Here is a 26,508-nt window from a genome sequence, read left to right as displayed (position 1 = left end):
CGACCAGCAAAGCCTTCATGCCGTCTGGCGCAGGAACAGCCGGCGCAGCCGCTGCAGTCTGCGATCGTGCCTGCGTTTCTTGACAAAATCCGTATGCTCTTCGAACGGCACTTCGAAAAGGCCGCAATCCTGGCAACCTTCCTTCTTCCCGCAAGCGGGAATCCAGCACTTGACATCATGTTTCCAGGCCAGCGCCAAGCGCTCCAGGTGAAGGCTGGAAGAACTCTTGAGAAGGATTAGTTCCCCAGGCTCCGCGGTGCGCTTGAGGTGATTGGAGACCTCTTTCGGCGTGCGCAATTCGACGAACCTGCCACTGTCGCGATCGGCCTGGCTGGCCTTCGAGCGATGGGCATGTTCACCGACATAGATCACCTGGTCGGCAACTTCGCGCGCACTCCCATAGGCGCGCGCATATTTTGCGTTCGAACCGGGAAAGTCCGACAGTTGGCCAAGCACGATCCGCTTCCGCGTTGATCTTGATTTTGCCAGCATGTCGAAGGCAAGCGACAGCGAATGCCACGGCGCCTTGGCGGTATCAACGATGAACTGCGGCCCGCCATCGGTCGTCAGCACCTGGCAGCGGTTGGCGAGAGGTTCGAAGGATGCGGTCCTTGCCACGATCTTGTCTGGTGGGACACCAAGCTCCAACGCCGCGACAATGGCGGCGGCGGCCGGCAGCCAGAACTGCTCGCCTGGGAACGGTGTTTGCAGGTCCATCACTCCTCCCGGCCAGCGAAGTGAGAAGCCGAGGAGATCCGGATAAGCGGCGTGTATCCCGGTTACCCGATAGTTCGCGGTCTCCGCCTGGCCGAAGGTCACGACACGACACCTTGCGTCGGCCGCCATGGCGAGCACATGCGGGTCGTCGGCGTTCAGGATCGCGAGCCCGCCCGGGGATAGCGCTTCGACCAGCGCTTTCTTCTCCTGGGCGACAGCTTCCAGCGTTCGGAACTTGGAGAAATGTTCCAGCCTGACCATGGTGACGACCGCCACGTCCGGTTTCAGCATCCGCGCCATGGGCTTTATCGAGCCAGGTTCAAAAGCGCCGGCTTCGAAGACGACATAGTCGACCTTGCCCGCGCGTTTCATTCGCTTGTAAAGCGTGCGAACAAGCGCCTTGAACGTGTTGGCCAGAACCTGAGTATAGACCGTGCCCTGACTGGCAAGGATATGCCCAAGCAGGCTGGTTGCGGTCGATTTGCCGGAACTGCCGGTTATGCCGATGAAGGTCGCCGTACTTCGCGCACGCGCGCGTTCCGCTCGATAGCGGCGTAACCGCCAACCCAGATCGTCGCGAATTTCGCGCAGACTGATCTCAACCACGCCCGGTTCCCCCACCTCAAATCCGTTATCCTTTCGAGAGACCTTGAAGTCAAACCGCTCAGATACAGCGCCCGCCGTCGACCTCCAGCGCCACGCCGGTGATGAAGGCTGCTTCGTCCGAAGCCAGCCACAGCGCCGCGTTGGCGATGTCGAGCGGGGTCGAGAGCCGGCCGAGCGGGATCGAGGCGCGGAATTTCTCGCGCATTTCAGGCGTGTCGGCGCCCATGAATTTCTCCAGCATGCCCGTCTCGCCGGCGACCGGGCACAGGCAGTTGACGCGGATATTCTTCGGCGCCAGTTCGACGGCCATCGACTTGGTGGCGGTGATCGCCCAGCCCTTGGAGGCATTGTACCAAGTCAGGCCCGGCCGCGGCCGAAGCCCGGCCGTCGAGGCCGTGGTGAGGATGACGCCGCCGCCTTGCCGGTCCATGATCGGCACGACGGCAAGGGCCGCGTGATAGATCGCCTTCATGTTAACGGCGGTTATCAGATCGAATGTTTCCTCGTCCACGCCCAGCATATCGCCGTTGCGGTGGGTGAAGCCCGCATTGTTGACCATGATGTCGATGCGGCCGAAGGCTCCCTTGGCGGCATAGATCATCTCGTCGAATTCGGAACGCAGGGACACGTCGGTCTGGGTCCAGATCGCGTTGCCGCCGATCTCCTCGGCCACCCGCTCGGCGCCCTTGGCGTTGAGATCGGCGACAACAACGCGAGCCCCTTCTTCGGCAAAGCGTTTCGCCATGCCTTCGCCAAAGCCCGACGCTGCACCGGTGATGATAGCGACCTTGTTTTCCAGACGCATGGCTTTCCCGCTCATTTGGATTTTCTCGTGGTCCTGTCTGCGGCCTTCATCTTGTCTGCCGATGCGGCAGGGATCGCGACGAGGCCGACCGCCGGCAATGTTTCCCCAAGGCGCGTCGCGCTGAAACCGATACTGGCGACGCGCATTAAGTCTTTATCCTGTTGCATGCCGGCGTCCCAGAACCGCGGCGCACTTTCGTGTGACATGCATTGGCTTTCGTCATATTCGCGTTCTATGGTGCGACCGCGAACGCGTTGCGGCAGCCAGGGCTTGCCGACGAGCCTGCCGGTAGTCCGAGTGTCGGGGAGGCATGTGGACCGACGCAACAGCAGGCGACTTGTCCTGCCTGTGACACCATGGCACTGGAAAATTTAAATCGATTAGAATATACCAGCCCCGCTCCCGGTATCCGGCATCAAATCGGACTGACCATGACCAGCCAGATAATCCCTGTCGATCCCTTCGACTTCATCATTTTCGGCGGCACCGGCGACTTGTCGGAACGCAAGCTCCTGCCGTCGCTCTATCATCGGCAGCGCGACCATCAGTTCTCCGAGCCGACGCGCATCATCGGTACGTCGCGCGCCAAGATGAGCGACGCCGAATTCCAGACCTTCGCCAAGCAGGCAATTTCGGACCATGTCAAACCGGCCGATATCGACCAGAAGGAACTCGATACGTTCCTCGCCCGCCTATCTTACGTTTCGGCGGACGCGACCACGGGTACAGGCTTCGACAAGCTAAAGAAGGCAATCGGCGACAGCGACCGCATCCGCGCCTTCTACCTCGCGGTGGCGCCGGCGCTGTTCGGCGATATCTCGCACAAGCTCAGGGAGCACAAGCTGATCACGCCGAATTCGCGCATCGTGCTGGAAAAGCCGATCGGACGCGATCTTGCCTCGGCGCGCGCGCTCAACGACACGGTCGGCGACGTTTTCAACGAAAGCCAAATCTTCCGCATCGACCACTATCTCGGCAAGGAAACGGTGCAGAACCTGATGGCGCTGCGCTTTGCCAACGCGCTCTATGAGCCGTTGTGGAATTCGGCGCATATCGACCATGTGCAGATCACCGTCGCCGAGACAGTCGGCCTCGAAGACCGCGTCACCTATTACGACAAGGCCGGCGCGCTGCGCGACATGGTGCAGAACCATATGCTGCAGCTGCTTTGCCTCGTCGCCATGGAAACGCCATCCTCGATGGACGCCGACGCCGTGCGCGACGAGAAGCTCAAGGTGCTGCGGGCGCTGAAGCGTATCAACGGCAACGAAGCGCCGAAACAGACGGTGCGCGGCCAGTATCGCGCCGGCGCCTCGGCTGGCGGGGCAGTCAAGGGCTATGTCGAGGAGCTCGGCAAGGACAGCAACACCGAGACTTTCGTCGCCATCAAGGCCGAGATCGGCAACTGGCGCTGGGCCGGTGTCCCCTTCTATCTCAGAACCGGCAAGCGGCTCGCCACCCGCGTCTCGGAAATCGTCATCGAGTTCAAGCCGATCCCCTATTCGATCTTCGGCGACAGCGCCGGACCGATCTTCGCCAACCAGCTGGTGATCCGGCTGCAGCCCGACGAAGGCGTCAAGCAGTACATCATGATCAAGGATCCGGGACCGGGCGGCATGCGGCTGCGCCAGATCTCTCTCGACATGAGCTTCGCGCAATCTTTCGACGGGCGGGCGCCGGACGCCTATGAACGGCTGATCATGGATGTGGTGCGAGGCAACCAGACGCTGTTCATGCGCCGCGACGAAGTCGAGGCGGCATGGAAATGGATCGACCCGATCCAGAACGCCTGGGAAAGCGCCAGGCAGGACGCGCAGGGCTATACGGCCGGAACCTGGGGGCCGTCGGCCTCGATCGCTCTCATCGAACGTGACGGACGGACATGGCACGAGAGCAATTGACCGAGGCCCGCTACGGCTGGAACGGCTTTGCCGACCGCCAGGACCTGGCGACGACGCTTGCCGGTGAGATCGCCGGCCGGCTGACCGGCGCCGTCGCGAAACGCGGCACGGCGCTGCTCGCCGTGTCCGGCGGCACCACGCCAGCGAAACTGTTCGCCGCGCTGTCGACCACGCCGATCGCCTGGGACAAGGTCACCGTCACGCTGGTCGACGAGCGCTTCGTGCCGCCCTCCTCGCCGCGTTCGAATGCCGGACTGGTGGCGGCAAACCTTTTGCAAAACAACGCGGCGGCGGCCCGCTTCGTGCCGCTCTACCATGAAGCGGCAAGCATCGAGGACGCAGCGGCGGCGGACAGCGAAGCGCTGCGGTCGCTCCCGTGGCCGCTCGACGTGGTGATCCTGGGCATGGGCGGCGACGGCCATACGGCCTCGTTCTTTCCCGATGCCGGCAACCTCGAGGAATTGCTCGACCCTGCCTCGCGGCGGATCGTTCTGCCAGTGCACGCGGCGAGCGGCGGCGAGCCGCGGCTGACGCTGTCGATGGCGCGCATCATCAGCGCCGGATTCGTCGCGCTCCACATCGAAGGCGAGGACAAGCGCACCGCATTCGACGGCGCGATGGGGCCTGGCGCAAAGAAGCCCATCCGCAGAGTGATCGAGGCGGCGCCGCGACCGATAGAGGTGTTCTGGGCACCCTGATTTCACATGAGGCCAGCCGGGTGACAGAGGGAGGAACGTCGCCGGGCTCGAAAGGACGGACCATGACAGCCAGACGCGATATCGAAGCCATCACGGAACGCATCCGCCAACGTTCGAAAGCCGGCCGCGATGCCTATCTCGGCCGCATTGCGGGAGCGTCGAGCCGGACCGCCAACCGCGCGGTGCTGGGTTGCGGCAATCTGGCCCACGGCTTTGCCGTGTGCAGCCCGTCGGAGAAGATCGCGCTTGGCGGCGACCGGGTACCAAACCTCGGCATCATCACCTCCTACAACGACATGCTGTCGGCGCATCAGCCCTTCGAGACGTTTCCGGCGCTGATCAAGGAAGCGGCGCGCGAGGCCGGCGGCATCGCCCAGGTGGCCGGCGGTGTGCCGGCGATGTGCGATGGCGTCACGCAAGGCCAGCCCGGCATGGAACTGTCGCTGTTCTCGCGCGACGTGATCGCGATGGCGGCGGCAATCGGCCTGTCGCATAACATGTTCGACGCCGCCGTCTTCCTTGGCGTCTGCGACAAGATCGTGCCCGGGCTGGTTATCGCCGCGCTCACCTTCGGGCATCTGCCGGCCGTCTTCATCCCGGCCGGGCCGATGACGACCGGCCTTGCGAATGACGAGAAGGCCAAGATTCGCCAGCTCTATGCCGAAGGCAAGGTTGGCCGCGCGGAGTTGCTGGAGGCGGAATCGAAATCCTATCACGGGCCGGGCACCTGCACCTTCTACGGCACCGCCAATTCCAACCAGATGCTGATGGAGATAATGGGCCTGCACACGCCGGGCGCCTCCTTCGTCAATCCAGGCACACCGCTGCGCGATGCGCTGACCAGGGAAGCAGCCAAGCGCGCTCTGGCGATCACCGCGCTCGGCAATGCCTATACGCCGGTCGGGCGCATGATCGACGAGCGCTCGATCGTCAACGGCGTCGTCGGCCTGCACGCCACCGGCGGCTCGACCAACCACACGATCCACCTGATCGCGATGGCCGCCGCCGCCGGCATCGCGCTGACCTGGCAGGACATTTCCGACCTGTCCGAGGCCGTGCCGCTGCTCGCGCGCGTCTATCCGAACGGGCTTGCCGACGTGAACCATTTCCATGCCGCCGGCGGGCTTGGCTTCCTGATCCGCGAATTGCTCGACGAAGGCCTCCTGCACGAGGACGTGCAGACGGTGTGGGGCGAAGGCCTGCGGCCCTACGCGGTCGAGGCCAGGCTTGGCGATGATGGCGGCGTGGTGCGCGAGGCGGCGCCTTCGCAGAGCGGCGACGAGAAGGTCCTGGCGCCGTTCAAGAAAGCGTTCCAGCCGACGGGCGGCCTGAAAGTGCTCGGCGGCAATCTCGGCCACGCCGTGATCAAGACTTCCGCCGTGAAGCCGGAGCGGCGCGTCATCGAGGCGCCAGCGAAAGTGTTCGACAGCCAGCAGGCACTGAATGACGCCTTCAAGGCCGGCACGCTGACCGGCGATTTCATCGCCGTCGTCCGTTTCCAGGGACCGAAGGCCAACGGCATGCCGGAACTGCACAAGCTGACCACGGTGCTCGGCATCCTTCAGGACCGCGGCCAGCGCGTGGCGCTGGTAACCGACGGGCGCATGTCGGGCGCTTCCGGCAAGGTGCCGGCAGCGATCCACGTGACACCGGAAGCGGTCGAGGACGGACCGATCGCCAGGATCCATGACGGCGATGTCATCCGGCTCGACGCCGACGCCGGCACGCTGGAAGTGCTGGTGCCCGGTACCGAGTTCGCGCTGCGCCGTACGGCTGACGCCGATCTCATCGGCAACGAGTTCGGCTTCGGCCGCGAGCTGTTCGCTGGTTTCCGTCAGTTGGTCGGCCGCGCCGATCATGGGGCGGCGGCGTTCGGCATCGCCTGACATATTTTCCAACAGCTCTCAAAAAAAGGGGCGGCCCGATGCCGCCCTTTTTTGACCGACTGGCAGTAACGCCTACTGAATGGTGATCTCGCTCCGCTCACCCGCCTTGATCGTCACCGGCATTTCCTTGTCTTGACCCTGATCGGGGGCGTGACGCACGACTACATAGTCGCCGGCGGGAATCGTCTGCTGCCAGCTGTCGCCATAGCTTAGGCCGAGCGACTTGCGCTTGCCTTGGATATCCTTCTTCGACGACAGCACCTCGATCGAGTAAGCGCCGGGCGCCGACATCGCCAGCACGCCAGCGTCGAGCGCGACCTTGATGTCCTGGTTGTCGCCGGCCTTGATGGTGAAGGGCTGCTCAGCGACGGCAAGATCGAGGGTCGTGAGCGCGACATAGTCGTCCGGCGGCAGCCAGAACTTGCTGTCGGGACCATAGGAATGCTCGATGCTCTCGCGAGAGCCGTCGATCTTCTTCTTCGCCTTGACGATTTCGAAGCTAATGCCGGAATTATCGGCCTTGTCCCCGCCTGCCGTGTAGAAGGCGTTGAGGACGGCGTGGCCGACGCCGACGACAACTTCCTTCTCGACCGTCTGTCCGGCAGCAAGCTGGATGGTCTCGGTTACCGCGCCGGCGCCGATCTGCACCGTCACCTTTTGCTCGCCCGCAGGCACGGTGGCCTTGGCGTCACCGTAATGGGTGGTGCTGCCGCCAGGATAGGCGAAGTCGACGCGGGCCTCGCCGCTGATCTCCGAGCCCTGGCTCGCATGCGGATGGATAACCAGCGTACCGCCGTTGAGCGTGAACAGCGGCTTGTAAACCTGACCTGCCTCGATCTTGATCTTCTGCTCGCTTCTTGCCTCGTCGTCGCGGCCGACGACGATATAGTCGCCCGGTTCGAGATTGGTTTTCAGCTCGCCATACTCGGTCATGACCTGGTCGCCGCGCGAGCCGTCCGCGTTGGCCTTGTAGATTTCCCACGCATTGCTGTTGTCGGAGATCTCGGGACCTCCCTCGGCCATGACCACGCTCGGCATGAAGTTAAATTCAGGCTTGGCGGGTTCGGGTGCTGGCGCAGGTGCCGGAGCGGGCTCAGGCGCCGGCGCGGGAGCCGCGACGGTCTCAACCAGAGCCTCCTGCAGCGCCTTCTGGTCGGAGGCCTGGATGTATTTGCCGCCGGTGTTCTCGGCGAGGCAGGCGATCTGCTTGCCTTCGTCGGCGGTCAGGCCGAAGCCGACGACATCGGCGGTGAAATCGACGCCGCTTTCCTTCAGCTCCTTGCCGAGCGCGCAAGGATCGCCGCCGCAGGTTTCCAGCCCGTCGGTGATCAGCACGACCGTTGCCTTTTCCTCGGTGTATTTCAGCGCTTCGGCGGCCTGCTTGACGGCTGCCGTGAGCGGCGTCTTGCCCAGAAATTTCATGCTGTCGGCCGCCGCCGAGATGGCGCTGGCGGAACCGGCTTGCGGCGGCACGATCAGCTCGATGTCATCGCAGCTGCCCTTTGTGCGATGGCCGTAGGCCATGAAGCCGATCTCGTCATCGGCCGGAACCGACTGCAGAACCGTCCGCAGCGATTCACGCGCGATCTCCAGTTTCGGCTTGCCGTCGATCTGGGCCCACATCGAGCCCGACGCATCCAGAATGATTATGACCTTGTTGGCGGCAAGGCCGAAACTGGTCATCGACAAAAGCAAGGCCGCCGCGGCGACGCTCCGTATCAGTCCGGCCATGAATGTCTCCTGATTGATCCCCCGTACGCGCCGGGAAAGCTATTTTAGGAGGCCTGCCGAGACAAGCCGCAAAAGCTGACGGGTCAAGCCTCCGGCGACTGCGCCGGGACAAAGCCTTCGGTTTCGACGATCCCCGATAGCGCCTTCCTCGCGCATGCTTCTTCGGCGGCGTCGGCAATGGCTGTGCTTCGTTGCCGGAGAGCAACGTTGGGCCGGGAAAATTTGAGGCGCCAGCAGCCCCGTAGCCTAACCGGCGACGTCCTCCCTCGGCGGTCAGTAGGTGGTGCGCCGCTCTTCCGACGGCGGACGGCCGAACTGCAGCCTGTAGCTCTGCGCGAAATAGGAATGCGACGTGAAGCCGGTGGCGATCGCCACGTCGAGGATCGGCATGTTGGTCTGACGCAGCAATTCGCGCGCCCGCTCCAGCCTCAGCCGCATGTAATAGCGGCCGGGCGTCACGCTGAGATGGCGCAGGAACAGGCGCTCGACCTGGCGCACCGAAAGGCCGGCCGACTTGGCGAGTTGCACCGCCGACAGCGGCTCGTCGAGATGATCGGCCATCAATTCGACGATGCGCCGCAGCTTCTCCGACTTGCCGGTTAGGTCGCGCTCGGGGCCGACGCGCTGGCGGTCGCCGGCCGAGCGGATACGCTCGTGCTGGAACTGGTTGGCGACGCCATTGGCGAGGTTGGAGCCGAAATCGCCGCGCACGATCTCCAGCATCAGGTCGATCGAGGTGGTGCCGCCGGCGCAGGTGTAGCGCTTGCGGTCGATCTCGAAGACATTGCCGGTGCAGTTGATGTCGGGGAAGCGTTCCATGAAGCCGGCGCGGTTCTCCCAATGGATGGTGCAGCGATAGCCGTCGAGCTGTCCGGCCTCGGCCAGCAGATAGGAACCGACCGACAGCGCGCCCAGCGCGTTGCCGCGCCGGCCCCAGCTGCGCAGAGCCGCCAGCACCTTGCTCTTGCCGGGAAATTCGGTGGTGAGACCGACCGAGACGAACAGAATATCGACCGGCGGCATGTCGGCGACGGAATAGTCGATCTTCAACGGCAGGCCGTTCGAGGCCATGACCGCGTCGCCATCGGCCGAGATCGTCGTCCAGCCATAGAAATCGCGGCCGAGCAGGCGGTTGGCCGAGCGGAAGCAGTCGATGGCAGCCGCAAGCGAGAACATCGAGAACTTGTCGACCAGCAGGAAGCCGAACTGACGGCCGCCCTGAACGGGATCGTTCGTGATCGGCCGCTCGACGGAAGCAGTCAGGTTCGGCACCGCAAAGGCTTTCTCAGAATCAGAAGGACGGCCGCTTCAGCCCGGCCGCGAGGTAGGCGGAAGCTACAGTGTTAGCCATCAGCATGGCAATGGTCATCGGCCCGACGCCGCCGGGCACCGGCGTGATGGCGCCGGCGACCTTGGCCGCCTCGGCATAGGCGACGTCGCCGACCAGGCGGCTCTTGCCTTCGCCCTTCTCGGGCGCCGGGATGCGGTTGATGCCGACGTCGATGACGGTGGCGCCGGGCTTCACCCAATCGCCCTTGACCATTTCCGGACGACCGACGGCGGCGACCAGGATATCGGCGGTGCGGGCAAGCGTCGGCAGGTCCTTGGTGCGGCTATGCGCGATGGTGACCGTGCAGTTGGCGGCCAGCAGCAGATTGGCCATCGGCTTGCCTACGATGTTGGAGCGGCCGACGACGACGGCGTTAAGACCGGAAAGGTCCTTGCCGCGCACCCGCTCTATCAACAGCATGGAGCCCGCCGGCGTGCAGGGCACGAAGGCCGTCTCGAGCTCGCCGGTCCCGAGCTTGCCGACATTGATGAAGTGGAAGCCGTCTACATCCTTTTCCGGAGCGATCGTCTGGATGACCTTGCCGGCGTCGATATGGCCGGGAAGCGGCAGTTGCACGAGGATGCCGTGGATCGACTTATCCGCGTTGAGGTCGCCGATGATCTTCAGCAACTGCTCCTCGCTGGTGTCGGCCGGAAGCGTGTGCTGGAGCGAATGGAAGCCGCATTCCTTGGCGGTGCGCGATTTTGAGGCGACATAGACCTGGCTTGCCGGATCCTCGCCGACAATGACTACAGCCAGACCAGGCTTGGCGGAGCCCTTGGCCGAAAGCTCCGACGTCAGCGCCTTGACCTTCGAAACCACATCCTCGGCGACACGCTTTCCGTCGATCACTTCCGTCATCACGAACTCTCCGTTTTGAGGCCGCATCTATGCACGCCCCATGCCTCAATCCGACATCTCGATCCGCCAAAGGCAGTGCGGGGGCCAAGATGCCGCGCGGCATTTTCACGAAAATTCGACAAGGCAATCCCGTCAAAGCGTCGTCGTATGCCGTAAACCCGAAACCGGTCGCTTTTATCGGAGGTCGAGCAGCTAAGAAACAAGGACAGTCGAGAAATGCGGGCGTTTCAGAAATAGCGGCGGCGCGTACGGCTTTCGGTCAGCTCGCGCACCGCCTCGCGGAATTCGCGCACTCTGGCCCGGATTTCGTCGATCTCCCCCTGCTGGTCGGCTGCCGGCTGGCTGGGCTCGCTACTGGCCGACGGCCGCGCATCGTAGGAGGCAGGCGATACCGAATACTGATCCTTGTGGGCATCGGCCCGTCCATGGTCGGGTCGGTAGGCATAGGAATAGCCCTGCTCGTATAGCGGCTGGAAACTCTCCCGCGCCGAGATTCGAGCCCGCGGGTGGCGTTCGTCCAGCGCAGGCGCGCGCCAGGCGCTTTCGGGCGGAACGGAGTCAAGAATCCACCGTCTCGGCGGGCTCGCGCCGCACGAAATAACGAACCGCCGAGGCAAGCGAGCCGAAAAGCCCGGGACGCACGGCATCGTTGGCCGGTTCCGTCGGTGGCGTGACAGGTTGGGCCGGGGCCGGCCCGGCCGCCGGACTCGGAACAGTCGTCGGTGTGAACGAAGCAGCCGGCGATGGCGTGAAAGCCGGGGACGGAGCCGGTGGCCGCGTGAAGGCCGGAGGTGGCGGAGCGACGGGCGGAACCGGCGTCGGAGGTGGCGCCGTCGGCCCGGGCCGGCTGGTCTCGAGCGCAGAAGGACGGTCTTCGATCCTGCGGCGCGAGCGGCTATCGGCTGTCTCGCGGAGGCTGGCGAGGATGCCGCGCAGCCCGCCGAGCCCGATGCCGGCGAACAGGCCCGCGAAAAGGCCGGCCAGCGCCATCACCGCGCGCGACGGTCCCTTGGCCTGCAGCGGCGCATAGGCATCCGAGATAACGCTGATGTTGGCAGTGTTGATGTCCTTCTGCTCGCTGGTTTCCTTGGCGCGCAGCAGGAACTGCTCGTAGACGGTACGCTTGGCTGCGGCTTCGCGCTCAAGCTCGCGCAGCGAGACCAGGTTGTTGTTGACGTCGCCGCTCTGCACCTTGGCCTGGGCCAGACGCGAGGAAAGATCCTGCTCGAGCTGGACAGAGCGCTTCAGGTCGACCTGCAGCGAGGATGCGATGCGCTGCAGCTCGGCGCTGATGCGCTCGCGCGCGCCGGCGAGCTGGGCGTTGAGCGCCTCGATCTCCGGATGGCGCGGCCCGAGCTTGACCTGGGCGCGGTCGGCCTCCTGCTTCAGCGCCGCATATTGCGAGCGCAGCTCGCTCATCATGTTGGAGTTGATTTCCTCGGGCAAGGTGCCGCTGAGGACCGAATTGACGTTCAGCGAGCGCGCCGAGGCGGCGCGGGCGTTGAGCTCGAGCGTGCGGGCGCGGGCGACCGAAAGCTGTTCGTTGAGCTTCAGCATCTGGTCGTCGCTGATGAGGTGTCCCTGCGCGTCGACGAGGTCGTGCGTCGCCCTGAAATCCTCGACGGCGCGCTCGGCCGTCTGGACGCCCTTGCGCAATTCGTCGAGCCTGGCGGTGAGCTCGTCATTGGCGCGGCCCGCCGTGCTCGACTGGATGTCGCTGGAGATTTGCTTGAAGGCCTTGACCATGGTGTTGGCGATCAGGGCTGATTTCTCGGGGTTCTGGGTGGTGGCGCTGACAGAGACCACAAAGGTCTTGCCGCCGCGCTCGACGTCGAGGCTCTCGTAAAGATTGCCGACCGCCAGCGCGCGCTTGCGCGCTTCGTCAGCCGTGCCAGCGTCCTGTCGCGACAGGATCGAGCGCAGCGTCGACATCAGACCGAGGCCGCCCTTGCCCTGGCCGTTGAACTCCGGATCGTTGGTGAGGTTGAGATCGGTGACGACCTTGTTGAGAACGGTGCCGGAGGTCAGGATGCGAACCTGGTTCTCGACAATGGCGAGCGTCGCATCCGAAGCGACCACGTTCTGCGTCAGGTCGCGGTCGGTGAGCTTGAGGTCGCGCGGGTCGACGATGACGTCGGTGGTGGCTTCATATTTCTTCGGCGTCGACAGTGCGACGGCGACACCGAGAAAGGCCCCCAGGATGGTTGTCGACAGGATCAGCGTCTTGGATCGCGTGATGCCGTGAACGACCTGCATCGGGTCGATCAGCGGTTTCCACTCCTCGGAATCGGCGCCGGCGGGTGACCGGCTGGCATGACGAGGTTCGCGAGCGGCCTCCGGCCGGTGGACTTCCGAATAGGCCTCATAACCCTGCTCTGGCGAAGGCGGCCAAGTTCCCGGAGCCTGGCCATCCGCGGTCTCGGCTGGATTCGAATCTGGTTGCGGCTGATCGTCGCCAAATCCGCCTGTCTCGGCGGGCCGCGGACTCAACTTTCCTTCGCGCTCGGAACGCGTGGCACGATGGCGCGCGGCTGCGTCCTCGCGCCAGGAGGAGTGGGCCCGGCCGCCGATGGAAACGGTGTTGTCTTCGCCGCGCATGGCCTGGCCGAGCGCGAGCAGGGAACGCTCGCGCCTCCAGTCATCACGGTTATCCCTGTCGACCATTGTCCTGGAACTTGCTCTATGGCGGCTTGCGCGCTGCGGATCGGCCAATCGTTAAGCCACGCTAAACAGGCATAGGAAACAAAAGGTTAATTTTGCGCTCCGCCGGACCTGGTTTCTCGCCTTGTTCGCGGCCTTTCGGCGCCGTCGGAGCGGGCGCCAGAACGCCGCGTTAAACTTTCCGGCCTATCTATCGCCCCGGATATGACCCAGGCCAGCGACATGCCGCAAAGGCGGAGCTTCGCGCGGATCGGCCACTTCGTGGCCACCCGCCGAAAACTGGTGTTCGACTATTTCTCGGCAATCAGCGGCGCCGGCGGTCGGTTGGTGTTTTCGCTCGCCTATTTCGTGGCCTTGGCCAATACGCTTTCGATCGCCGAGTTCGGTATGTTCGCGACCGCCTCGGCCGCCGGCATCATGCTGTCGCGCATCCTCGCCTTCGGCTTCATCTCGGCGCTCTACCGTACCGCCACGATCCGACCCAATCTGATCGGCACCTTCACCGCCGGTTTCCTGCTTCTCGGCCTGTTCTCGCTGCCGTTCCTCGCCGCCGCGTCCTACGTCGTCTACCTGATCTTCTTTTCCGGCTCCGTGCCGCTGCCGGCCTTCGCCGCGGTGGTCTTCGCCGAGGCGCTGCTGTGGCGACCGGTCGAGGTGGTGCTGATCGTCAACAACGGTCTCGGCAAATTCGGACGCGCGGCGGTGCTCGCGATCCTGACCACTGCGCTGCGGGCAGTCGGCGCGGTGCTCTTCATGCTTGTCGCTCAACACAGCATCGGTGTCTGGTCGCTGTTCTATATCGGCGCCAACGCCTCCTCGCTCATCGTCGCCTTCGCCTTCTTCTATCCGCGCCAGCGGCTGAGGCTGCGGAGCGAGCTTTATTTCCGGCGGCTTCTCGATTCCGTCTACGTCGCCGGCTCCGAGGTGCTGTTCTACCTGCAGATGGAGTTCGACAAGCTGCTGGTGCTGTCGATCGGAGGACCGCATCTGGCCGGCATATACGCGATCATCATGCGGTTGGTCGATCTCACCGCGATCCCGATCCGCACCTTCTCGATGATGCTGGTGCAGCGCATGATGAGGGCGCCGGAGCTTCTGTCGCGGCTGGCGGTCAAGGGAGGGATCGAAGGCGGCGTGTTTCTGGTCTCGACGCTCTCGCTGGCGGCGCTCGGCATCGTGCTGCACTTCTTCCCGAACGCGCTTGGCAGGAATGTCGCCGAGGCGGCTCCCCTGGTGGCGCTGGCGGTCTGCGTGCCCGGCCTGCGCAACCTCGTCGAATACCAGGCCGAGCTTCTATTCGCACGAGGCCAGACGGCGGTGCGCGCGATCAATCTCGGCCTGCTCGCCGGGTTGAAGGCGGTGCTGCTCACCTATGTGCTGACGACCATCCCCGACACGGCCAATCTGGTCCTGTCGCTCAACACCGTCTTCCTGCTGCTTTATCTCGCCTCGATGCTGCTGACTTACTCGGCCATGCGCCGGCCGGCGAAGGCGATCTGATTGAGGTGAGGCCGGCCTGCAAACAGCGGCTTCCTGTGCTTCCGATACTCAGTACGAAAAGTACGCTCCGCTCCGGTTCTCGGAAGCCACTGTTTTCGACGCGGCCTGATCTGTATCCTTCGCAGCTAAACAAGCCCGATCAGGCGGCGGATGCGGCCGATATCGGTGCCGATGAAGGACTGCATGCCGATCGCCACCTGTTCCGGCGCCATGGTGTCGACGAACCGGCGGAATTCCTCGTCCGAAAGCGGCTCGCCGTTCCAGTGGACGCGGCACAGCTCCTCCGAACCGTGGAAATGACCGGCGCCTTGAAGCAGGTCATTGACATAGCGGCCATAGATCATGCACTCGGAGAACTGCCGCGCCGAACCGACGACGCTGACCCAGTCGCGGCCATGCACCTTCTCGATGCGCCGGCACATCGCGTTGACCGTCTCGCGGCGCCAGGCAATCAGTGTCGAGATGTAGTCGTGGCTCGATTGATCGGCGGGATCGATGCCAAGTGCTGCGCCGGCATTGCGCGACCAGATGCGATGCTCGTCATGCCCATCGTTCGACAGCACGCTGTCGCGCCGGAACAGCCGCACCTTGCCGTCGCGCCACAAGGCGCCGGCATCGAACGGTTTCAGGAAGGCAACGTCGGAATCGCAGAAGACCAGCACATCTTCCGCGGCGTGGCCGGCGATGGCGATACGGCGCAGCTGCTGCACATGCCAGCCACGCAACGGCTGTGTCCTCAAGCTCAGCCAGACGCGGCGGCGGAAGCCGCTCAGCGGGTCGTCGAGGACATGCAGCCAGCGCGGCAGCAGATCCCGCTCGTCGACGACGCTGCGATGGCTACCTTCCAACCGGCGAAAGAGTGAGACGTCGCGATGCTCTGTGAGGATGTAGTGATGCGCCGCGCCGGTGACATGGCGGTCGACGGTCTCGCACAAGAGCCGGCAGCGCTCGAAATCGGGCGCGTAGCTCGCCGTGACGATCGCGGCCGAAGGCGCGCGCGGCAGCGGTTCGACAGCCGCGGAGGTATCCGGCACGAAGCGGCTGTTCATCGGCGCGCCTCCGCCGGGCGCCGCGGCCCGAGCGAGAGCTTCTGTCTGGCGACGCGCCACAGGAAGACCGGATTGCCGACGATGTAGCGGCGCCACAGGCGGCCGGGCTCGATCCACAAGCGGAACAGCCATTCGAGCCGCGACCGGCGCAGCCACAGCGGCGCGCGCGGCACCGAGCCGCTCATGAAATCGAGCAGCGCGCCAACGGCGACCGGGAGCGTGCAATGGCGGCTGTCGATATGGCGTTCGATCCACAGTTCCTGGCGCGGCACGCCCATGGCGACGAGCAGCACATCCGGGCGCAGCCTGGCGATGCGATCGAGGATCGCCGGCTCCTCGGCGTCGGAGAAGAAGCCGTCATGGATGACGACGAAATTGTGCTGCATGGCGAGCTTCGAAAGCTTCGCGCATGCTGCCTCGGCACTGGCGCGCGTCGTGCCGAGAAGCGCCACCGTCAGCGGGTGCGACGAAGCCTGCAGGAAGGCCGGAATGAAATCGGTGCCGTTGAGGTTGCTGGGGAAAGGCTCGCCGTAAAGCAGCTTCGCCGCCATGTCGACGCCCACGCCGTCCGGGAGGATGAGGAAGTTCTCCAGCGCCTCGGCAAAGACCGGGTCGGTGCAGGCAAGGTTGGCATTGTGGGCATTGAGGAAGCTCACCTTGGTGAAGCGACGCTCGTCGATCAGCCTTGTGAGCAAGGCAATGGCCTCGTCCCAGCGTATCGCCAGAACCGGAATGCCCAAAATGGTCTTGAGCGTATCGAAGCCGAAGGCGGCGCGCACGGTGTGCATGTTCATGCGGCGACCTCCTCCCTGACGATGCCGAGCCTCTCCAGGCCAAGCCCGATCGCGGCGTCGAGCGCCTTGAGCTGGCGGCGATGGAAGGCGCTGCCGTCCAAGTCGCGGACATTGGCGGCCGCAGCCTGGAGGGCGGCCGCGAAAGCGATCGGATCGTCGGTCACCACGCAATTGTCGGGACGATAGCCGATGCCGCGCAGCGAACGGCTGGTGGCGACGGACGGCAGGCCGAGCTCGAAGGTCTCGATGGTCTTCAGTTGCACGCCGCTGCCGGCGGTGCTGATCAAGGGGACGACAGCGCCACCGCGCACGAAGGCCTGGGCATCCGGAACCCTGCCGACGAAGGAGACGCCGGGATGCGGTGAACTGACGCCGGAAGGCATGTTGCCCGCGATCCTGATGCGGAAATCCGGCTGCAGATGCGGCACCACCTTGGTCAGGAACCAGTCGAGGCCGATGCGGTTGGGCTGCCAGGTCCAGGTGCCGATCAGCGCGGCGTCGCAATCGATGTGGCGCGGCGCCTTGGCCGTCGGCGCCTGCGCGCGGGTCACCAGCGGCAGCACCTCCGAGCGTCTGCCGGAAGCGACGCCAAGCGCGGCGCGATCTTCCTCGGCCAGCGTGAAAACAAAGCGCGCGGCGCCGCAGAGGCGTTCCTCCATGACCTTCAGCAGCCTGGCCTCGCGGCGGAACATCCAGCGCTGAAGCGTGCTGCCGGCCGCGGCCGCGTTTTCCTCGGCGGAACGATGCTCGACATTGTGCGCAACGAAGATCGACGGCGGGCCAGCCAGAACCTGCTCAAAGGCGCCGGCGAACTGCACCGAATTCAGGACATAGCCGTCGAAGGGACCGGCGCGTTCGATGGCGGCGCGGACTTCACCGTCGGAAACGACGCGCAGCTTGACCGAGGAGAAAGTAAGGCCGGAGAGCACCGCCCTGCCCAACCAGGCAAGCTTTTGCAGCGGCGAGGCGCTTTCGGTGCGAACTTCGACGGCGCCGAGCACGATGGTGTTTTGCGGGTCGGATGGGACCTTGCCCGGCCAGATGAAACCGATCACCGTCACGCGCACGCCGGCGCGCCGCAGCGCGTCGATGATCGCGGCGTTGGCAATCTCGTAGCCCGAAGCGAGAGCGCCATCAGGCACGATCGATGTGGCGAACAGCAGATGCATCTCACTATCCATGGTTGCAGCCGGTAGCAAAGCGCGGTGAAGCGTTGATTAAATGGCACTGTCAAAGGCCAACGACCCGGCTTTTCCGGAAGCAGGGCGGGAAGGTGATTAACGAAACGTTATCACCGCGATGCTATCGAGGCTCAAACCACGCTGCTGGAAACGGAATGATCCCTCTGCCGTCCGACGCTTCTGTATCGATCGCGGGACGGTCGCCGGGTCTTGCCGCCGAGACCGTCGAGGTTGTGGTGACGCTGCCGACCTTCAAGCGGCCGAAGCAGGTGCTGGAAACGCTCGCTTCGCTCAAGGCCCAGCGAACCGAGAGGCGTTTCGCCGTGATCGTCATGGAAAACGAGGACGAAGCGCGCGAGGGCGCCAAGGCGGTGCTACCGCTGTTCGAGCGGGACGAAATGCAGGGCCTGGTCGTCATCGCGCATGAACGCGGCAATTGCAGCGCCTACAATGCCGGCTGGCAGACGGCGATCCTGCAATTTCCCAACTTCAGGCACCTGCTGGTCATCGACGATGACGAGATCGCCGAGCCCGACTGGCTGGAGCGCATGTGCAAGACGGCCGAGACGCTACAGGCCGATATCGTTGGCGGCCCGCAAGTGCCGGTCTTCGCCGATCCGAGCCATGCCAGATGGTCCGAGCACCCCGTCTTTGCGCCGCCCTATCGTGAAACGAGCCGCGTGCCGACGCTTTTCTCATCCGGCAACCTTCTGGTCGGCCGCAACGTGCTGACAGCCATGGGGCCGCCCTTCCTCGACCTCAGGTTCAACTTCATGGGCGGCGGCGATTCCGATTTCCTCAGCCGTTCGGCGCAGAAAGGCTTCGTGCTCGGCTGGTGCGCCGAGGCAAAGGTCAACGAAGCCGTGCCGGCCAGGCGCGTCGAAGCCGACTGGATCCGTGCCCGCAGCCTGCGCAATGGCGTGATCTCGACACTGGTCGAAAAGAAGAAGCGGGCCGGCACGCCGCTTGCCGGCCCTAAGGTTCTCCTAAAGAGCCTGGCGCTGCTTGCCGCTTCGCCGCTGCGCGGCGCCGTCCGGTTGGCGCGCACCGGCTCGCTGACGACAGGCCTTTATCCGGTCTATGTCGCGCTCGGCCGGCTGCTTGCCGAATTCGGATATGCCAATGAGCAGTACCGGCAGCCTGAGAAGAATTGAGCGCGCGCCGCTCGGCGCCGCCTTCACCAGTCAAGGTGTGGCGACGGCCATCGCCGCGCTTTTATTCACCGTCATCATCGTCTCCTTCCGCCCGTTCCAGCCGGCCGGCGCGGAATTGACCGGCGACGGCGGCGACATCGTCAACCAGCTCGGCTTCGGCTCACTTGGCGCCGTCTCGATCTTCGCGCTGCTTGCCTTCGCCGATCCGCGTGTTGTGCGCTCGCTGGTGAGCCCCTCCTGGGCGCTGATGCTGGGCTTCTTCTTCCTGTCGGTGGTGCTCGCCTCCGACCCGCCGGCGGCGATGCGCGCAGCCTCCTTCACCATGATCGGCATCATCACCATGGCGACGATCCTGGTGCTGCCGCGCGACGCCGATTCCTTCGCCCGCGTGATCATTTTCACCGCCGTCGTGGTGATCGGCCTTTCCTATGTCGGGCTGATCGTCTTTCCGCACGAGGCGCTGCACACGGCCGACTCGCAGGAACCGGAGCATGCGGGCCTGTGGCGCGGCGTCTTCACCCACAAGAACATCGCCGGTCCGGTGATGGCCTGTTTCAGCTTCGCCGGGCTCTTTCTGTTCCGGCGCGGCCAGCGCTGGTGGGGCGCCGGCATTTTCTGTGCCGCGATGGTGTTCATGCTGCACACCGGCTCCAAGACGACCGCCGGGCTGGTGCCGTTCTCGATCATGATCGTCGTGCTGCCCAGCCTCGTCGGAATGCGGCTCGGCACGCCGATCCTGTTCGCGCTGGCGATCGTCGCTACAGCCGTGGGCACACTCGGCATCGTCTTCATCGCGCCGGCGAAGGATCTGGCGGCGATCTATTTTCCGAACCTGACCTATACGGGACGCACGACGCTTTGGGAGTTCGCCGGCGAGATGCTGGCGAAGAGGCCGTGGACCGGCTACGGCTATGAAAGCTTCTGGGGGACGCCGCTGCTGCTCAACCAGGACCAGCCCTTCGACCGGCCATGGGATATACGCACCATCGTCCATGGCCATGACGGTTATCTCGACATCGCCGTGCTGATGGGCATCCCGGCGCTCTGCGTCGCCGTATACACCTTCCTGATCGCCCCCTTGCGCGACTACATGCGCATCCCGCTCCGCAAGGAAAACATCTTCCTCGGCGACTTCTTCATGATGGTGGTGCTGTTCACGGCGCTGAATGCTTTCCTGGAAAGCTTCTTCTTCCACCGCGGCGATCCCGTCTGGCTGTTCTTCGTGCTCGGCGTCCTTGGCCTCAGGCAAGTCTCGCTGCGACCTATCCCGGTTCGCCTTTCCCGCTAGGGTGTCTCACCCCGCAAACAGCGAACCGCTCCATCTCTTTGTCTTGACGCAATTCAGGCCGGAGAATCGTTCGCACTTTTCCTGGAATTGCACTCAGCCCTGGACGATCGATCTCCCTCGCGCTGGGCTTTTCCGTGGCCGCGCAAGCGTCTAAGGAGAACCGTGGTATGGAGATTTTCATGACGATCAGGCTCGTTCTCGCCGGCTGCGGCAATATGGGTTACGCCATGCTCTCGGGCTGGCTGAAGTCCGCGAGGCTCGAGCCGCAAGCGGTGTTCGTGATCGAGCCCAAAGCGGAGCTCCGCCGGCGCGCAGAACATCTCGGCTGCCGCGTCTCCGCCGACGCCGCAGCCATTCCGGCCGATGCCGTGCCTGATCTCGTCGTCATTGCGGTAAAACCGCAGGTGATCCGCGAGGTGACGGCGCACTACAAACGCTTCGGCGATGGCAGGACCAGCTTTCTCAGCATCGCCGCCGGCACGCCGGTCGCCACCTTCGAGGAAATCCTGGGCGAGCTCGCGCCGATCATCCGCTGCATGCCGAACACGCCGGCCGCGATCGGCAAGGGCATGATGGTGGTGTTCTCAAACCCGTTGGTTTCCGACGACGTCCGGCGCTTCGTCACCGAACTGCTTTCGGCAAGCGGCGTGGTGACGACGATCGACGACGAGGGCCTGATGGACGCCGTGACCGCCGTCTCCGGCTCCGGCCCGGCCTATGTCTTCCATTTCATCGAGGCTTTGACGGTCGCGGCCGAGAATGCCGGCCTGCCGGGCGAAACCGCCAAGCTGCTGGCCATGCAGACGGTCTTCGGCGCTGCTTCGCTCGCCGCCGAAAGCGACGAGGAGCCCGGCGTGCTGCGCCAGCAGGTGACAAGCCCCAACGGCACCACCGCAGCCGCGCTTGCCGTGCTGATGGGCGGGGACCGGCTGACGAAGCTCGTTACCGAAGCCGTGGAAGCGGCCCGGCTGAGGTCGATAGAACTGGGGAAGTAAGAGCCGCCCCGTAGAGCATTTCGTCCTGCAGCTTGCGCAGGGCGTACAGCCGCGTCGTCCTGTCCGGCGCGGCATTGTCCTCGGTCAAAAGCTCACCCTTCCTGACCGGCTTCAGCACCTTGCCGCCCTCGAGCAGTCCGACCGGGACGGCACGACTGGCGCGCGCATCGGAAATCGTCGTGGTCCACGAGCGGTAACAGGTCTCGCCGATCGCATCGAAGGTCTCCCCCGCGGCAAGGTCGCGCTTGGCGACCGCACAGACTTCCGCCACCGGCCTTGGCAGCGGCACCATGTCGGGCTTGCCGTGGAGCATGATGCGGGCGGCGGTCAGCGGCACCTCCAGCGAGGTCAGGTGATAGGGCCGGAACAAGCCGTAATACGGGCCGCGGCCGACATGGAGGTCGTCCATCCGCTCGACGACGCGCGGATGCATAGCCTCGACGATGACGAAAACTCCCGGGGCCACGCCCTTGCCGACCGTGTAGTCGACGACGCCTTTCCTCGACAGGAGGCCGCCATCCTCCTTCGGGATCAGTACCTTGGCCAATTGATCACGATCCGCCCTGGGTCCGTGCATGCCCGGAACATCGGGGACCAGGCCGGTGGCGTTGGCGATGGCACACATCTCGACCATGGTTTTCGAGCCGTCGACGAATTCGACCAGCATGCGCGGGTTCATGTTGCGGCGGGCCGCCTCCTCCCGATAGTCGTCCGGAACGGCGTCGTGGTTGAGCGGATTGTTCTTGCCCTTGCCAGCCGCGACGATGGCTAGCCCAAGCGCCGAGGCGAATTCGACCAGTTCCATGCAGCTTGACGGCTCGTCGCCGGCCCCGACCGAGTAGACGACACCGAGCCGGTCGGCCTGCCGTTTCAGGTAGCAGCCGATGGTCACGTCGGCCTCTACGTTCATCATCACCAGATGCTTGCCGTGCTCCATGGCCATCAGGTCGAAATCAGCGGCGACGCCTGGCTTGCCGGTGGCGTCGATGACGACGTCGACGAGCGGGTTGGTGACCAGCATCTCGTTCGAGGTGATGGCAATCCTGCCGCCCTCGATCGCCTGGGTGACCCTAGAGGCGGTTTCGGCCTCGGCCGCCATCGCCTCGTCACCATAGGCGATGCGGATCGCCTCGCGGGCGGTGTGCGGACGACGGGTGGAAATGGCCGCGATCGAAATGCCCGGCATCAGCATGCCTTGGGTCACCAGGTCGGTGCCCATCTCGCCGGAGCCGATGACGCCAATGCGCACGGGGCGCCCTTCGGCCGCGCGACGGGCGAGATCACGCGCAAGTCCGGTCAGGGCAACATTGGTCATACAAGAAAATCCACGGCTTTTTGCTCCGGCTCGCAATACAGGGAACGACCGCCGTTTGCCAACAAGACCAGACCTACATGGCGATTTCTTGCGCATGCTTTGCAAAGCCGCAGCAGATTTCCCAGGAGCTCGTGCGTAGCAACCGCACGATTCGTCACTTCTTCCAGGTCATTAACCATTGCGATCCGCCCTAACCTGAAAAGGCCTTGCCGCCACGCCGGGCTTCTGTGCCATTTTTGCTACAGGTTTTTGCGCTAATGCCAGGAATCGCACTTTTCAGAGGTGTCTAATCCATTATGCACTCACATCCCCGAAAAATCTGATAGATAGTGGCCGCAAGCTCCGGTGGCAGGCTTGGGCAATAAGCGCCGACAAAAAAATAATGGCGCGGGGATAGTCACGGGGTAGAAATGACCAGGACGGGTAAAGTGACCGTCGGCTGGCGCATAGCGCTTGCCGTCACGGTGTCGATGCTGGCTTGTGGTGGTGCCGGCGCACTCACGCTCAAAGAAGCCGTTGCCGTCGCTGTGGAATCCAATCCAGAGATTGGACAGGCGATCGAAAACCGCGAAGCGATTGAATTCGAGCTGCGCCAGGCAAAGGGCCTTTATCTTCCCAGCGTCGATCTGGAAGCATCGACAGGCGTTCGCCGCCTGGACAACGACACAAGGCGCGCGCTCAACGAGGATCACAAAGCTCTCTATCCGAACGAGGCCGATCTTACGGTTTCGCAGACGCTTTATGACAGCGGCGCACGGCGGGCGGAACTGGAACGCCAGGCCTCGCGGGTCGATGGAGCTTCCTTCCGGGTTCTGGAGCGGTCCGAGTTCATCGGGCTTGCGGTCGTCCAGGACTATCTGGAATACATGTTGCAGGCTTCGATCGTGGCCGAGGCCAAGAAGAACCTTGGTTTCCACCAGTCAATTCTCGGCGACATCAAGCAAGGCATCGCGGGCGGCGCGCTCAACGACGCCGACCGGCAGCAGGCCGAGGAACGCCTCTTTGCCGCCAAGGCGCGGATGCAGGAGGCAACCGAAGAACTCGAGGCGGCCAAGATCCGCTTCTTCAAGAATGTCGGTAAGCCCCTGATCAGCCCGTCGCGGCCGGCCGACGTCTCGGCCGCCCTGCCGCGGTCGCTGGACGATGCGATCGGGCTCGCCAGACAGAACAATCCGCGCGTCCATATGGCCAACAGCGATATCGACGCCGCGGCTTCCCTGGTCGACGCGGCGCGGGCGAAATACGGCCCGACGATCACCGCCGAGGGTGTTGCCCGGGGCGGGTACGACATAGATGGGGACAATGGTGACACGAGCGACCTGCAGGCTCGGGTGGTGTTGCGCTGGAACCTCTATCGCGGCGGCATCGACAAGGCCAATGAGCAGGAACAAATCCGCCGCACCAGCGAGCAGCGCCTTGCGATGCATCAGGTGCTGCGCGAAATCGAGGAAGCCGTCCGCACCTCGTGGGACCGCCGGTTCCGCCAGGCGGAGCTCGCAAAGACGCTGCGACAGCAGGCAGCCACCAATGAAAAGCTCGTGGCTTCCTATCGCGAGCAATTCAAGGTCGGACAGCGTTCGCTGCTCGATGTGCTCGATGCGCAGAACACGCGCTTCAACACCGCAACGCTGGCCGACACCTCTTCCTACGCGTCGCTGTTTGCGCAATACCGGCTGCTTGCCGCAACCGGGGAATTGCTGAAGACGCTGAACATACAGCCGCCAAAGCAGGCCACCGCGTACGCGCAGACCGAGTTCGGCGTGCCCGCGACGGCTGACACCGAAACCTATGCGCGGACTCCGTCGGAGCAGAAGAACGACCTGCCGTTCGACATACTCGCGCCGGTCAGGAAGAAGTAGTAGATGTAAGCGTCGATCTCAGGTCCTTCGGGGCAGATCGTGAACCAGCAACCCAATATCCTGTCGCCCAAGGAGGCCTTCAAAGCCTGCTTCTGCGCCGTTGCGGCCTATCTCGGCAGGCCGAGCGCGGAAACCGTGCTCTTTGCCGGTGTGCCGATCTCGGAGACGCGCATCGAGCCGGATGAAATCCGCCACCTGGCCGAGCGCATCGGCCTCGAGGTCCAGGATTTCAGCCATCGCGATTTCCTGCGCGGCCGCTTCGATCTTCCGGCCATCGTCTTCCGCGTCAGCCAATTGCCGATCGCCATCCTGGCGGAAATCGAAGGCGGACAATATCTGACGGCGCCCCAGGAAAACGGCCGCACCACGATCGACAGGGCGGAACTTTCCGAAAGCTATATCAGCGGCGGCACATCCTTTTCGATCACCTACGCCAATACCGCCGAGGAGATGACGGTCGGCACCGCCGCGCGGATAGAAAGACGCCACTGGCTGACCGGCACCATGGGGGCCTTCTGGCGAACCTACTCCAAGGTCGTGCTGTCGGCGGTCTTCATCAACCTGCTGGCGATCGCCTCGCCGATCTTCACTATGAATGTCTACGACCGCATCCTGCCGAACAAGGCGATCTCCACGCTGTGGGTGCTGGCGCTGGGCATCGGCGCGGCCATCCTGTTCGACCTGCTTCTCAAGACGGCCAGGGCCTCACTGATCGACTATGCCGGACGCAAGGCGGATCTCAGGATCTCCTATTTGCTGTTCGAGAAAGTGCTGAATTCCTCGCTGTCGGCGCGGCCGGGGTCGACCGGCGAATATGCAAACCGTGTCACGCAGTACGAATTCGTGCGCGAATTCTTCACCTCGAATACCATCAGCGTGTTCATCGACACGCTCTTCGTCTTCGTCTTCCTGGCTGTGATCTACGCCATCGGCGGCTGGCTCGTCATCATACCGGCGCTGGCCTTCATCATCTCCGTCATTGTCGGGCTGATAACGCAGCGGCGGATCGGCAAGCGGGTGGCGGCCTCGATGAACGAGGCGTCGCAGCGCCAGGCCCTGCTGGTCGAATCCATTTCGACGCTGGAGACGATCAAGTCGCTGCGCGCCGAGGCCTACCTGCTGCGCAAATGGGGCGAGCACTCGAAAAACGCGGCCAACACGTCGGAGAAGATCAAGGAGCTCTCTGCAGCGGCCGGCAACATCACCGGCGCCATCCAGCAATTCGTGACGGTCGCGCTGGTCGTGGCCGGCGCCTACGCATTCTCGGAAGGCCAGGTCTCGACTGGCGCCATCATCGGCACCGTCATGCTTGCCGGCCGCGCCGTGGCGCCGCTGGGCCAGATCGCCATCACGCTCGCGCGGTTCCGGCAGGCCATGCTGTCGCTCAGGATCATCAACACGATCATGGCACAGCCGGAGGATCGCCCCGACACGGTCGGTTTCGTCAACCGGCCGATCCGCAGCGGCGCGCTGGTCTTCAAGAATGTCGGCTTCGCCTATCCCGGCACGGAAAACGAGGTCCTGAGCGGGCTCAACATCGCGGTCAGACCCGGCGAGCGGGTCGGCATCATCGGCCGCATCGGTTCCGGCAAGACCACGATGGGCCGGCTGATTGGCAGGCTTTACCTGCCGACGTCGGGAGAACTGCTGCTCGACGGCATCGACATCCGCCAATACCATCCTTCGGAGGTTCGTGCCGCGGTCGGCATCGTCGCGCAGGCCGGCGACCTGTTTTCGGGAACCATCAAGGAAAACCTCCTGATGGCGGCGCCGGAAGCGACCGACGAGGAGATCATCGATGCCGCGAAAGCCGCGGGCGTCGACGACTTCGTATCGCGGCACCCGCGCGGCTACGACATGAATGTCGGCGAGCGGGGCACCAATCTCTCGGGGGGCCAAAGGCAGGCCGTGGCGATCGCCCGACTGCTTCTGACCAAGCCTAAGATCGTTTTCCTGGACGAGCCGTCGGGCTCGATGGACCTCGCTTCCGAGCGGCAGTTGATCAAGCAGCTCAAGGTGGCGTTCGACCGCGGCACGACGCTGATCGTATCGACCCATCGCTACAGCATGCTGGAACTTGCCGACCGCCTCATCGTCATCGAGCAAGGCCGCGTCGTCGCCGACGGGCCCAAGGAACAGGTCATCCAGGCGCTGCAGAAGAGCAGTGCCTGACCGGA

At 64.2% G+C, this 26,508-nt stretch carries 19 protein-coding genes and 1 pseudogene; 9 read left to right on the top strand and 11 right to left on the bottom strand.

Features of this window, described 5'->3' with window-relative positions; translation table 11 throughout:
• Positions 1-15 precede the first annotated feature (15 nt).
• Genes ACR64R_RS28040 through ACR64R_RS28030 form a run of 3 tightly spaced genes read right to left on the bottom strand, consistent with a single transcriptional unit; the run spans position 16 to position 2,295 of the window.
• Positions 16-1,323, bottom strand: a complete 1,308-nt coding sequence (locus ACR64R_RS28040) for a Mur ligase family protein (RefSeq protein ID WP_487359465.1) — start codon at positions 1,321-1,323, stop codon at positions 16-18.
• Positions 1,324-1,381: 58 nt separating this feature from the next.
• The gene (locus ACR64R_RS28035; RefSeq protein ID WP_487362565.1) at positions 1,382-2,128 is read right to left on the bottom strand and encodes an SDR family oxidoreductase; all 747 of its coding nucleotides are present in this window, start codon (positions 2,126-2,128) and stop codon (positions 1,382-1,384) included.
• A gap of 11 nt (positions 2,129-2,139) precedes the next feature.
• Entirely contained in the window at positions 2,140-2,295 is a 156-nt protein-coding gene (locus ACR64R_RS28030) for a hypothetical protein (RefSeq protein WP_487359464.1), read from the bottom strand.
• Between the two features lie 264 nt (positions 2,296-2,559).
• On the opposite strand from ACR64R_RS28030, the gene zwf reads away from it, so the two are divergent.
• The 3 genes from zwf to edd all read left to right on the top strand — a co-directional run bounded on the left by zwf (position 2,560) and on the right by edd (position 6,613).
• Positions 2,560-4,029 carry a glucose-6-phosphate dehydrogenase gene (zwf, locus tag ACR64R_RS28025; RefSeq protein WP_487359463.1) on the top strand — a complete coding sequence of 490 codons (1,470 nt, stop codon included), beginning with the start codon at positions 2,560-2,562 and terminating at the stop codon, positions 4,027-4,029.
• On the top strand, positions 4,011-4,727 hold the full coding sequence (gene pgl / locus ACR64R_RS28020; protein WP_487359462.1) for a 6-phosphogluconolactonase: 717 nt from the start codon (positions 4,011-4,013) through the stop codon (positions 4,725-4,727). Before zwf ends, pgl begins: the two co-directional genes overlap by 19 nt.
• Positions 4,728-4,789: 62 nt before the next feature.
• Complete coding sequence (gene edd, locus ACR64R_RS28015) at positions 4,790-6,613, top strand: phosphogluconate dehydratase (RefSeq protein ID WP_487359461.1); 1,824 nt, start codon at positions 4,790-4,792, stop codon at positions 6,611-6,613.
• 72 nt (positions 6,614-6,685) lie between these two features.
• On the opposite strand, the gene ACR64R_RS28010 is transcribed toward edd, so the two are convergent.
• The 4 genes and pseudogenes from ACR64R_RS28010 to ACR64R_RS27995 form a co-directional block, all read right to left on the bottom strand.
• A complete protein-coding gene (locus ACR64R_RS28010) occupies positions 6,686-8,344 on the bottom strand; it encodes a VWA domain-containing protein (protein WP_487359460.1) in 1,659 nt (552 codons plus the stop codon).
• Between the two features lie 273 nt (positions 8,345-8,617).
• A complete protein-coding gene (locus tag ACR64R_RS28005) occupies positions 8,618-9,616 on the bottom strand; it encodes a GlxA family transcriptional regulator (protein ID WP_201413496.1) in 999 nt (332 codons plus the stop codon).
• A 19-nt stretch (positions 9,617-9,635) separates the two neighbouring features.
• Positions 9,636-10,535 carry a bifunctional methylenetetrahydrofolate dehydrogenase/methenyltetrahydrofolate cyclohydrolase FolD gene (gene folD / locus ACR64R_RS28000; protein ID WP_487359459.1) on the bottom strand — a complete coding sequence of 300 codons (900 nt, stop codon included), beginning with the start codon at positions 10,533-10,535 and terminating at the stop codon, positions 9,636-9,638.
• A gap of 227 nt (positions 10,536-10,762) precedes the next feature.
• Positions 10,763-13,199: pseudogene (locus ACR64R_RS27995) on the bottom strand (GumC family protein).
• 201 nt (positions 13,200-13,400) lie between these two features.
• Between ACR64R_RS27995 and ACR64R_RS27990 the strand changes: the two are divergent.
• Positions 13,401-14,696, top strand: a complete 1,296-nt coding sequence (locus tag ACR64R_RS27990; protein ID WP_487359458.1) for a lipopolysaccharide biosynthesis protein — start codon at positions 13,401-13,403, stop codon at positions 14,694-14,696.
• Positions 14,697-14,821: 125 nt separating this feature from the next.
• Here ACR64R_RS27990 and ACR64R_RS27985 read toward each other — a convergent pair whose 3' ends face one another.
• The 3 genes from ACR64R_RS27985 to ACR64R_RS27975 are packed head-to-tail and all read right to left on the bottom strand — an operon-like array spanning position 14,822 to position 17,708.
• Positions 14,822-15,745: a DUF6492 family protein gene (locus tag ACR64R_RS27985; RefSeq protein ID WP_487359457.1), complete on the bottom strand. Its 924-nt coding sequence runs from the start codon at positions 15,743-15,745 to the stop codon at positions 14,822-14,824.
• Positions 15,742-16,539: a WecB/TagA/CpsF family glycosyltransferase gene (locus tag ACR64R_RS27980; protein WP_487359456.1), complete on the bottom strand. Its 798-nt coding sequence runs from the start codon at positions 16,537-16,539 to the stop codon at positions 15,742-15,744. The genes ACR64R_RS27985 and ACR64R_RS27980 overlap by 4 nt, the downstream gene beginning before the upstream one ends.
• A complete protein-coding gene (locus tag ACR64R_RS27975) occupies positions 16,536-17,708 on the bottom strand; it encodes a glycosyltransferase (RefSeq protein ID WP_487359455.1) in 1,173 nt (390 codons plus the stop codon). Before ACR64R_RS27975 ends, ACR64R_RS27980 begins: the two co-directional genes overlap by 4 nt.
• Positions 17,709-17,875: 167 nt before the next feature.
• Between ACR64R_RS27975 and ACR64R_RS27970 the strand changes: the two genes are divergently transcribed.
• The 3 genes from ACR64R_RS27970 to proC all read left to right on the top strand — a co-directional run bounded on the left by ACR64R_RS27970 (position 17,876) and on the right by proC (position 21,157).
• The gene (locus ACR64R_RS27970) at positions 17,876-18,874 is read left to right on the top strand and encodes a glycosyltransferase family 2 protein (protein ID WP_487359454.1); all 999 of its coding nucleotides are present in this window, start codon (positions 17,876-17,878) and stop codon (positions 18,872-18,874) included.
• Positions 18,843-20,162 carry an O-antigen ligase family protein gene (locus ACR64R_RS27965; RefSeq protein ID WP_487359453.1) on the top strand — a complete coding sequence of 440 codons (1,320 nt, stop codon included), beginning with the start codon at positions 18,843-18,845 and terminating at the stop codon, positions 20,160-20,162. Before ACR64R_RS27970 ends, ACR64R_RS27965 begins: the two co-directional genes overlap by 32 nt.
• A 179-nt stretch (positions 20,163-20,341) precedes the next feature.
• The gene (gene proC / locus ACR64R_RS27960; RefSeq protein ID WP_487359452.1) at positions 20,342-21,157 is read left to right on the top strand and encodes a pyrroline-5-carboxylate reductase; all 816 of its coding nucleotides are present in this window, start codon (positions 20,342-20,344) and stop codon (positions 21,155-21,157) included.
• On the opposite strand, the gene ACR64R_RS27955 is transcribed toward proC, so the two are convergent.
• The gene (locus ACR64R_RS27955) at positions 21,105-22,472 is read right to left on the bottom strand and encodes an NAD(P)H-dependent oxidoreductase (protein WP_487359451.1); all 1,368 of its coding nucleotides are present in this window, start codon (positions 22,470-22,472) and stop codon (positions 21,105-21,107) included. The genes proC and ACR64R_RS27955 overlap by 53 nt on opposite strands.
• A gap of 410 nt (positions 22,473-22,882) precedes the next feature.
• Here ACR64R_RS27955 and ACR64R_RS27950 point away from each other — a divergent pair, with 410 nt between their 5' ends.
• Positions 22,883-24,331: a TolC family outer membrane protein gene (locus ACR64R_RS27950; protein ID WP_487359450.1), complete on the top strand. Its 1,449-nt coding sequence runs from the start codon at positions 22,883-22,885 to the stop codon at positions 24,329-24,331.
• A 39-nt stretch (positions 24,332-24,370) separates the two neighbouring features.
• The gene (locus tag ACR64R_RS27945; protein ID WP_487359449.1) at positions 24,371-26,503 is read left to right on the top strand and encodes a type I secretion system permease/ATPase; all 2,133 of its coding nucleotides are present in this window, start codon (positions 24,371-24,373) and stop codon (positions 26,501-26,503) included.
• Positions 26,504-26,508 lie beyond the last annotated feature (5 nt).

It is taken from the genome of Mesorhizobium sp. MC2-1-1, from assembly GCF_057597255.1.
This window is presented reverse-complemented; position numbering and strand designations above follow the sequence as displayed.